At 53.3% G+C, this 10,937-nt stretch carries 6 protein-coding genes; 3 read left to right on the top strand and 3 right to left on the bottom strand.

Features of this window, described 5'->3' with window-relative positions; genetic code table 11:
* Positions 1-398: 398 nt before the first annotated feature.
* The 3 genes from QGT73_RS09880 (at position 399) to tamL (ending at position 7,874) form a co-directional block, all read left to right on the top strand.
* A complete protein-coding gene (locus QGT73_RS09880; RefSeq protein WP_280122345.1) occupies positions 399-608 on the top strand; it encodes a winged helix-turn-helix domain-containing protein in 210 nt (69 codons plus the stop codon).
* A 199-nt stretch (positions 609-807) separates the two neighbouring features.
* A complete protein-coding gene (locus QGT73_RS09875) occupies positions 808-5,532 on the top strand; it encodes a translocation/assembly module TamB domain-containing protein (protein ID WP_280122344.1) in 4,725 nt (1,574 codons plus the stop codon).
* 41 nt (positions 5,533-5,573) lie between these two features.
* Positions 5,574-7,874 carry a translocation and assembly module lipoprotein TamL gene (gene tamL, locus QGT73_RS09870; protein WP_280122343.1) on the top strand — a complete coding sequence of 767 codons (2,301 nt, stop codon included), beginning with the start codon at positions 5,574-5,576 and terminating at the stop codon, positions 7,872-7,874.
* A gap of 68 nt (positions 7,875-7,942) precedes the next feature.
* On the opposite strand, the gene QGT73_RS09865 is transcribed toward tamL, so the two are convergent.
* The 3 genes from QGT73_RS09865 to QGT73_RS09855 are packed head-to-tail and all read right to left on the bottom strand — an operon-like array spanning position 7,943 to position 10,741.
* Entirely contained in the window at positions 7,943-8,968 is a 1,026-nt protein-coding gene (locus tag QGT73_RS09865; RefSeq protein ID WP_280122342.1) for a glycosyltransferase family 2 protein, read from the bottom strand.
* 5 nt (positions 8,969-8,973) lie between these two features.
* A complete protein-coding gene (gene mtaB / locus QGT73_RS09860) occupies positions 8,974-10,290 on the bottom strand; it encodes a tRNA (N(6)-L-threonylcarbamoyladenosine(37)-C(2))-methylthiotransferase MtaB (RefSeq protein WP_280122341.1) in 1,317 nt (438 codons plus the stop codon).
* The gene (locus QGT73_RS09855) at positions 10,271-10,741 is read right to left on the bottom strand and encodes an Lrp/AsnC family transcriptional regulator (protein ID WP_123616105.1); all 471 of its coding nucleotides are present in this window, start codon (positions 10,739-10,741) and stop codon (positions 10,271-10,273) included. Before QGT73_RS09855 ends, mtaB begins: the two co-directional genes overlap by 20 nt.
* Positions 10,742-10,937 lie beyond the last annotated feature (196 nt).

The raw sequence follows: 10,937 nt of genomic DNA, 5'->3' as shown, positions 1-10,937 counted from the left end.
TTTATGGATCTGCATTCAATCGTCGAGACAACCAAGAAGCACGGCAACTCGCCCTACAACGCAATCCTCGCCCTTTTCTAAACGGCGACTACATCGGCGCGTCCGCTGAATAGTTACAACTAAAAATTCGTTTTTCGTGCTGTCGATATCTTAATTTAAATCCTTAATCAATCATTGAATGCTATTGAGCAAATCGAAGTTTTTTTCGTAATAAAAACTATTTTTGTAGCAAAATGAACCAAAGGCATGTTATTTTTGTTGAAAAGACATGAGTCGTTTAACAAATTTTTATTAAATTTGCGTGTCTCATTTTTCAATGGGCTGATTTTCACATCGATTACCACTGCCCGACGGATTATAGGACTGTGAACAGTTTTAACCATTTTAAATACTTAACAATGAACACCGAAACTATTGGCTTGAATGCCGGCCTCGTGTGGGCTGCCCTTAATGAAGCTCAGACTCTTGATACCAAGCAGATCAAGAAAATGGCAAAGCTCAAAAACGAGAAAGAGGTCTATGCCGCTCTCGGATGGCTTGCCCGCGAGGGAAAACTCGTATTCCAGCCTTCAGAAGACGGCAAGGAACTCCTTGTTTCACTTGCTTAGGACAAATAAGCCATTTCCCGTCGTGGGTGTCAGTATGACTCCCCCTCAGCCTATTACTCTCGCCGCTTACGCCACACGCCTGCGACGAGAGTTTTTTCTGTCGCAACCGCCTAATTCTGTTAAACTTTTTCCTGCTGTACGTGGTTGTAAATTATATAGATTTTCATTCATTCACACTTATTAAATAAATTCTCACATTTTGGCACGCAGGATTGGCAAAATAATTCTTTGGATTGTATTGGTGCCGGTGATATTGGTCATACTCGTCCCGGTGCTTCTCTATATCCCTCCGGTTCAGGACTGGGCGGTCGGCTTCGCGACCGACAAGGTCAACGCCTCGACCGGCATGGATGTACACGTCGGGCGGCTGCGGCTCAGATTTCCCCTCAGTCTCAGTGTAGATGACGTGACCGTGATTGAAGCGGCCGGCGACACCATGCTGACCGCCCGCAACGCGTCGGTAGCCGTAAAAATACTCCCGCTGCTGCGCGGACATGTTGATGTCGACGGACTGTCGCTCGACAGTGCGTTCTATCAGCTTGGCAATGCCGACTCGCTCCTGTGGCTGCGCGCCAACATTGCCAGAGGCGACATCTCGGCGACCGACATCCTACTCAAAGAAAACACCATCAATCTCGACCGTGCCGACATCTCGGGTCTCCGCGTCACCCTGAGGATGCTCGAGGACAGCACAGAGACTCCGACAGATACAGCCTCGACCACACCATGGCTCATCAGAGCCGGACGCATCACTCTATCCGATGTCGACTATTCTATGGAAATGATGCCGATAATCGACTCACTCGGATGTCACATCGACCGCGCGTCGCTCAACATGGCCACTGTCGACATGCGTAACAAAAAGATATTCGGACGCTCGCTGTATATCGACAGCGTGGCCGCCACATATATATATCCGGCCGTCGAAAATTCCGCTCCGGCCGACTCGGCCGATACCGCTCCTACTCCCGACTCGGAGATGTGGACCATCACAGCCGACACTCTGCGCCTCACAGGCCGCGAGGCTCTGTATGCCAGGCGCGGTGTCACGCCGGTAGCCGGTTTTGACCCGTCCTACATCGCCGCGACCGACATTGCCATCGAGGTAGACTCGTTCTACAACCGCGGCACCTCGATACGTGTGCCTCTGCGAAAATTCATAGCCACCGAACGTTGCGGTCTGCCCCTGCGCGCCGACGGACTTTTCACCATGGATGGCAAAATGATGAAAGCTGATGCGTTCAGCATATCGACTCTGCGCTCAATGCTCAGATTTGACGCATCCATGGGCATAGGCGACCTCACCGCCGACCCCGACCTGCCGTTATCGCTCAAAGGCAACGGCACGGTATCGCCGGCCGATGTGACTCTGGCTTTTCCCGACATGAAAGCAATGCTCGCCCCTATGGGGATGCTGACATTCTCTACCGACATTGACGGCACAGCCGATGACCTTAATGTCTACAGTCTCGACATGTCCATGCCCGGCGTGTTCCGGCTCAAAGGCAACGGAGCCATCGACCATCCGTTTGATCCCGTCAAAGCCGGCGGAGACATCTCATTCAGCGGAGCCCTCGCGTCGCTTTCCGACCGCAGGTTCTCTTTTCTGCCCATAGCGTCAGTCCCCTCACTCAGTCTGAACGGAAGTGTGGACTACCATCCCGGACAGGCTTCGGGCGATATAACTGTCACCACCAAAGGCGGACGTCTGGCCGCCGACGGCTCATGGCGTGCGCGACCGCAGGATTATGACGCAACGATAGCTCTCGACCGATTTCCGGTCGACGCATTCATGCCGTCGCTCGGCGTGGGCAACGTCACAGCCCGCGTCTCAGTCGACGGGCGCGGCTACAACCCTATGGCCAAAAACACATCTATTGATGCCGACATAAAGGTTAAGCAGATAACATATCTCAAAGAGACCTATTCGGATATAGCACTCAACACCTCGCTTCATGCCGGCGAGGCGTCAGGCACACTCGTGAGCCATAATCCCGGAGCCGACGCCTCACTCGGATTTAACGCATGGCTACAGGGTGACAGCATACGCTATGACATCAGCGGCGACCTGCGCGACATCAACCTCATGACTCTGCATCTCTCCGACTCGCTCAACGGCGGACACATGCAGATAGCCTCGTCGGGATTCTACAATATCGCCACACAAGGCATGGATGTCAAGGCCGACATCAATTCGCTCAAATGGCAGCTTCCCGGCATAACCATCGAGCCGGGCTCACCCATCACACTGACTTCCCGCTCCGAGAGCGACGGCTCGCGCACTTCGCTGACAAACGGCGACCTCAACCTCCTGCTCACCACTCCCGGTCCGCTGCTGTCATTCATCTCTGGTATGCCTGCCGCCATGACCGCCATACAGTCGCAGATGGACAGCATGCGTGTCGATGTCCCGGTGCTCAGCAATGCCATACCGAGATTTGCCCTGCATGCCGACATGGGCCGCACCAATGTTGCCGCCCAATATCTGGCCTCATCAGGCATTGACATCGGACAGCTCTCGGCTTCGGTGTCAAACGACTCGCTGCTGCGATTCAACGCTCTGCTCAACACCCTGTCAATCGACAAGACCCGTCTCGACACAATACGTGTCAACGCCGTGCAACACGGCGAATATCTCGTATATAATGCCACGATGAACAACCGTCCGGGCACATTTGACAACTTCGCACATGTCACACTCAACGGTTTTGCCGGCAACACACGGGCCTCGGCATTTCTAAAACAGGAAAATATCAAGGGCGAAAAAGGCTTCAACCTCGGACTCAACGCCGACATAGCCGACAGCATCGTGACCGTAAGATTTGTCCCCCTCTCTCCGACCATCGCCTATAAGCCCTGGACTCTCAACAAAGACAACTTCCTGAGTATCGATCTCGCCACACAACATATCGACGCCAATCTCGAACTGACCGGCGACAAGAGCTTCGTGCGCATTTTCACCACTCATCCCGAGGGCGACACGGCCCACGCCGACTCGACCGTTCACCACGACCGATATCACGGCGAGCAGGAAGACCTGAAAGTACAGGTGTCACGCATATGTCTGCAAGACTGGCTTGCCATCAATCCTTTTGCTCCGCCTATAAAGGGCGAGGTCTCGGCCGACCTGAGCTTCCGATATGAAAAGCCCACCCTTACCGGCAACGGCACCATCTCGCTGGCCGACCTTTACTACGGACGTGACCGTGTGGGCGATTTCAATCTTGACGTCAACGTGGCCAACTCGGCCGGCGGCAAACTAATGGCCGACCTTACACTCATGGTCGACTCCATCCCGACCATCACTGCCCGCGGTGTGCTCAACGACTCTACGCTTGCCACACCGTTCCTGCTCGATTTCCGCATGATTAAGTTCCCGCTGCATATCGTCAACCCGTTTATCCCCGACAAGATGGCTTCACTGTCGGGCCAGCTCAACGGCTCAATGCAGATAACCGGCGACATGGCCAACCCGACATTTGACGGATATATCAACTTTGACACCACAGCAGTCAAAGTGACCATGCTCGGCACATCGTTCACATTCTCCGACGAGAAGATACCCGTCGACAGCAACGTCATAACATTCAAGGACTTCAACATCCTCGCATGCAATGCCAATCCGCTGTCGCTCAACGGCACCGTGGATGCCCGCCATCTCACCGACCTGCGTCTTGACCTCGACATGGCCGCACGCAACATCCAGGTGGTCAAGTCAGACCGCGCCCGAGGCGGAGCCGACGTTTACGGCAAAGCGTTTCTCGACTTTTTCGCCGGAGTCAAGGGCAACATGCAGCGGCTCAATGTCAACGCCGACATCTCGCTGCTCGAAGGCACCAACGTCACCTATGTGATGCCCGACGCCGAACAGACCATCTCGGGACAGTCCGACCAGGACATGGTACACTTCATACAGTTTAACGACACCACAACAACCCGCTCGGCCGACTCTATCGCGTCGACCGCTATGTCGCTCAACCTCAACGCCGACCTGCATCTGCGCGAGGGAGCCACTGTAAATGTCGACCTGTCGTCAAACGGCAACAACCGTGTACAGGTGATGCCCTCGGGCGATCTCGACTTCTCCATGTCGCCTCTCAACGGCTCGCGCCTCACTGGACGTGTCAATATCAACAGTGGATTTGTACGCTACACACCGCCGCTGATGAGCGAGAAAAACTTTGCCTTTAAGGACGGCTCATACATCGCATTTAACGGCGACATGATGAATCCCGTGCTCAACATCCAGGCTGTCGATGTGGTGCGCGCCAATGTGACACAGGACGGACAAAACTCCCGAGTGGTCAACTTTGACGTAATGCTCTCCATAACCAACACGTTTGACAACATGAACGTGGCCTTTGACCTCTCGACCAACGATGATATCACCGTTCAGAACGAACTGACATCGATGTCGGCCGAACAGCGGGCCAACCAGGCCATGAACCTGCTCCTCTACAACGTCTACACAGGTGCCAACACCAAGGGCACGAGCCTGAGCGGCAATCCGCTATTCTCATTCCTTACCTCTCAGCTCAACACCTGGGCCGCAAACAACATACGCGGCGTCGACATCTCGTTTGGCATCGACCAGTATGACCGCACCTATGAGGGAAACACTTCGACTGCCACCTCCTACAGCTATCGGGTGTCAAAGAGCCTGTTTAACGATCGGTTCAAGATTGTCGTCGGCGGCAACTATTCCACCGATGCCGATTCGGACGAAAACTTCTCGCAGAACCTCATCAATGACATATCATTTGAATATATGCTCAACGCCTCGGGGTCGATGTATGTCAGAGTATTCCGCCACACAGGTTTCGAGAGCATTCTCGAGGGTGAAATCACGCAGACAGGTGTCGGTTTCGTGCTCAAGAAAAAACTCAACACCCTGTGGGAACTGTTTGGCATCAGAAGAGACTGAATAAGAGTATAGAGTTGAAAGTATAGAGATTAAAGTTAGTTATGTCTGTCAGAAGCTATATCAACATATTGTCGGCGGTCTCGTTAGCACTTATGCTCGCGACATCCTGCTCCACCACCCGCCGTCTGCCTCAGGACGAAATCCTCTACACCGGCCTAAAGGGTGTCAAGGTTAATACACCTGACGACACCCCGTTTCCGGCTGATGTCAAGTCATCGCTGACCGAAGCTGTGTCGGTCAAGCCCAACAATCCGTTGCTCGGCTCGGCCTCCTACCGCACACCTTTCCCCATCGGCCTGTGGGTCTACAACAACTGGCCCAACCCGCCTCACGGATTCAAACACTGGATATACGAGAAACTTGTGTCAGAGCCGGTGCTTGTGAGCGACGTGCGCCCCGAAGTGCGCACACACATGCTCGACCGCATACTCGATGACAACGGCTATTTTGCAGGCCGTTCTTCCTACGAACTCGTCCAGAAAAAAAATAAGAAAAAGGCATCCATACTTTACACCGTCGAGTCAGGCTCCCCCTATCTCATCGACTCCATACAGTTGCTCCCCGACTCTACCCACCTCTATCATCTCATCGACTCGGTAGCACTCCGCTCGGCCTACTTCAAGCCGGGCACACGCTACTCGACCGACTCTCTGTCATCATTGCGCGTGCAGATAGCCAATGCTGTGCGCAACCGCGGATATTATTACTTCAAACCCGAATACATTCAGTATCTCGCCGACTCGACCATTACGCCCGGACGTATAGCCATGCGTCTCTCGATTGCCGACAACGTCCATCCATGGACACTCGACCGCTTCTCGACCGGCGAGATTACCACCGTGGTCATGCGCAATAAAGGCGGAGGCACCCCCGACACCATACACACCACCAAAGGTGACGTCATACAGTTCAAACCGTCACGTCTGCGCAAGTCACTGATACCGTCATGCATAGCATTTCGTCCCGGCCGCACATTTTCGGTGCGCCAGATGGACCTCACGCAACAACGGCTGTCACGCATGGGCATATTCAACAATATCAACATGATTGTTACGCCCGACACGGTCCACCGCGACCGTCGGCTGCTCAACGTGGCGATAGAGTGTACTTTCGACCGCCCATGGGAAGCCTCTATCGAGGCTAATGTCTCATCAAAGTCCAACTCCTATCTCGGCCCGGGACTCTCGCTCGGACTCACCAACCGCAACATCTTCGGGGGCGGCGAACAGCTCTCGGTCTCCCTCACCGGCTCATATGAATGGCAGACAGGCTCGGGACGCAGCAGCCTCTTCAACTCCTATGAGGCAGGCCTGAAATCCACACTTGCCTTCCCGCGTCTGCTCGCACCTAAATTTGTGCCGCGAAGCCGCCGTGACATCAACTGGACACGCATATCTCTCGGTATAGATGTGCTCAACCGCCCTCACTATTTCAAAATGTCACAATTCAACGCCGGCATATCCTACGACTGGCGTTCGTCACGCTACATTTCCAACTCGTTCACTCTCTTCAAACTCACATACACCAAACTTCAGAACACCACCGAGGTGTTCGACTCCATCATGCAGGCCAATCCGGCGATTGCACTCAGTTTCATGAACCAATTCATACCCCAGATGTCTTACTCTATGGTGTATGACCGGGCCATGAACCGCGACAACACCATCAACATACAGGCTTCGGTGCAACAGGCCGGCAATATCTTCTGGTCGGTATACGAACTGTGTGGCGCGCACAAAGAAAAGAAGCTGCTTGGCACACCATTCTCTCAGTTTATCAAAGGCTACGGTCAGATAGTCTATGGCCGGCGCATAGGCTCGGGCGACATGTGGCTTGTCAACCGTGTTGCAGCCGGCGCGGCCTATGCCTATGGCAACTCGAGCCAGGTGCCCTACAGCGAACAGTTTTATGCCGGCGGAGCCAACTCGGTACGTGCTTTTACCGTCCGCTCCATAGGTCCGGGTTCATATCGCGCTCCGGCCAGTCAGATCAACGGCTATTTCGACCAGACAGGTACATTCATATTCCTGGCCAATACCGAACTGCGGTTCCCGATACTCGGCCCGCTCCACGGTGCCGTATTCCTTGACGCAGGCAACGTCTGGACTCTTAAAAACGAAGAGAGCCGTCCTGGCGGACAGTTGCGCGCATCCACATTCCTGCGCGACCTCGCCCTCGGCACAGGTGCCGGACTGCGGTTCAACATCTCCATGCTCATAATCCGTGCCGACCTCGGCATAGGCATACATGCCCCCTATGACACCAGCAAACGAGGATATTACAACATGGAATCTTTCCGCAAATCACTCGCCTTCCACCTCGCCATAGGATATCCGTTCTAAACATAAGCATCACACGGCTAAAAGACACCTGTGTCTTTTAGCCGTGTGATGCTTATGTTTAGAACAATTCAGTTTTTCAATTCTGCGTAAGTGCGGCGATTGCGGACGAAATAGTCAAAGAGAATATTGGTGTCGACATTAAGCAGATTTTGCTTGGGATGTGAGGTATAGGCTTTGCGCATACGTCTGAAATCACGATGGGCACGGAGTATCGCCGAAGCGTTTTCGCTATCGCCTGACAGAAGGAATTTAGCCCATGCGACCGTATCGAGCAGCCGACGGCGAAACAGGAGTCCGCGCCGACATGAGTCGGGCAGATTTTTATGCAACATCAAGAGGTTGTTGCGAAAGTTGAGATAAGTCTTGCGCGGATTGGATGCTGGCAACGAGCCTCCACCGAGATGATAGACACGGGCATCAGGCACAGCCCACACCTCGCGTCCGCTCAGAAGTATGCGCCAGCACAAGTCTATCTCTTCCATATGTGCGAAAAACTCTTTGTCGAGACCGCCACATCTGCGATAGACTTCTATATCGACCATCAGTGCCGCCCCGCTGGCCCAGAATACCTGCATAGGGGTGTCATATTGCCCGCAATCGGTCTCGACGGTATCAAATATGCGACCGCGGCAATAGGGATAACCGTGACGGTCAAGAAATCCGCCGGCAGCACCGGCATACTCAAACCTGTCAGGTTCAATCACCGAGCGTATCACCGGCTGACAGGCTCCGGCCTTGGGATGTGACTCCATAAACCGCCACAACGGCGTAAGCCAATCGTCCTTGACCTCGACGTCAGAGTTGAGCAGCACACAATATTTATATCGGGAGGCAAGCATGTCGATAGCCCGGTTGTAGCCCTCGGCAAAACCGAGGTTTTCACTGAAAGCGATTATCTCGACCGAGGGAAATTGGCCGCGCACATATTCCACAGAGTCATCGGTCGAGCCATTATCGGCCACAATCACATCGGCCACGGAGGCATCGGTGTGTCTGACCACCGAGCCGAGATAGTCGGCAAGCAACTTGCGGCCGTTCCAGTTGAGGATGACCACAGCCACACGGTTGGTGTCTGATAAGGACGTCTGCACCATATACTCTATACTTCAATAACACCCTCACACTCCTCGACATCATCAGGGCTTATGCCGGTGATGCGGACAGGCACCACCTGATTGGCCAACGCCGGGTCGGGATTAAGGATATTGACTCGCAGATAATTGTCGGTAAACGCAGCCATCGAGCCATCCTTGCGCGGATGTTCGATAAGGGCCGGACGCACCGTAGAGATGTATCGGCCTGTGAAGTCGAGCAGTTTGCACTCCGACACGTCAAGCATTATGCGGGTGCGCCGATGCTTCTCTTCCTGACTGACCACAGGTATTATCTCAAGGGCTCGCGTGCCGGGCCGTTCGCTGTAAGTAAATACGTGCAGACGCGAGATGTCAAGGCTCTCGACAAAACGACGGGACTCGTCAAACAACTCCTCTTTCTCGCCGCGCGCACCTACTATGAGGTCGACTCCGATAAACGCATCGGGCATGACCGAACGTATACATTCAATCTTGTGGCGAAACAATGCCGTGTCATAACGTCGGCGCATTAGCCTCAACACTTCATCACTGCCATTCTGCAGCGGGATATGGAAATGAGGCATGAAACGTCGTGACGAAGCCACGAAATTGATAATGTCGTCGGTGAGCAGATTGGGCTCAATCGACGATATGCGGTAACGCTCGATGCCGTCGACAGTGTCAAGCTCGCGACACAGGTCAAAGAAATTCTCGCCAGTGCGTTTGCCGAAATCACCGATATTCACGCCTGTTATCACTATCTCACGGCCACCTTCGGCAGCTACCTGACCGGCCTGCGCCACGATTTGGTCGATAGTACCCGAGCGACTGCGGCCGCGCGCCATAGGTATGGTACAATATGAGCAGTAATAGTCACATCCGTCTTGCACTTTCAGGAAATAGCGAGTGCGGTCGCCGCGCGAACATGACGGAGAAAATTCGCGTATATCGGCCGTAGGCGTATGGTGAACCACACCACGGGCCGACTCACACCCTCTCACATAGTCGATGATGCGCAGCTTGCGGTCATTACCGGCCACAACAGCCACTCCCGGAAGCGAAGCCGCCTCCTCAGGCTTAAGCTGGGCATAGCAGCCGGTGACAATAATTTTGGCATGAGGATAGCGGCGAGCAAACGAGCGTATGGCCTGACGGCATTTCTTGTCGGCAATCTCGGTGACGCTGCATGTGTTGACCACTATATAGTCGGGCACCTCGCCCTCGGCAACACGCATAATGCCCTCGGCCTCCAGCAGTGAAGCCACTGTGGAGGTCTCGGCAAAATTCAGCTTGCAGCCGAATGTATGATATAATGCGGTGGGGTTATTCAACGTTTTCGGCATGTATTGGCACAGGACGCTTGAACACTTCCTTGAATGAAATCAAGGTCTCGGTGCGTCCAAGGCCAAGGCCCAGTTTCTTATGGATTATTTCGAGCAGATGGGCGTTGTTGCGCGCATATATCCGCGCGAAAATGTCATAAGTACCTGTGGTGAAGTGACAGTCGACCACTTCAGGAATCTCGCGAAGACGCTCTACGACTTCATTGAACTTGGTGGAGTCGTTGAGTATAAAACCTATATATGCGCATGTCTGATATCCGACAGAGGCAGGGTCTATCTCGGTGCGGAATCCGAGTATCACCCCGGCAGCCGTGAGCTTCTGGATGCGCTGATGGATGGCTGCACCCGAGATATGTGTCTCTCGAGCGATCTCGAGAAATGGCTTTCGGGCGTTGTTGGAGAGCATTTCGAGGATTCTGATATCCAATGAATCAAAATGTTGACGCGGCATAACTGTAGTTATGAGATGGTGTGACAGTGATTAATTTTTTCTAATTTTATACTGAATCCAGCATAAAACACTGCAAAAATACGAAAAAACCTATAATTATTCGCCCTTTTTGGCTCAGTTTTTAATCCTTTTCTTCAAATAGGTGCTCATTAACAATTATTTTGTGACTATGTTACACGTGTTGTTGGCTAATTGG

It is taken from the genome of Duncaniella muricolitica, assembly GCF_910574735.1.
In the GTDB taxonomy this organism is placed as follows: Bacteria; Bacteroidota; Bacteroidia; order Bacteroidales; family Muribaculaceae; genus Duncaniella; species Duncaniella muricolitica.
The sequence above is the reverse complement of the archived record's forward strand: the minus strand, read 5'-3'. Positions and strand labels throughout refer to the sequence as shown.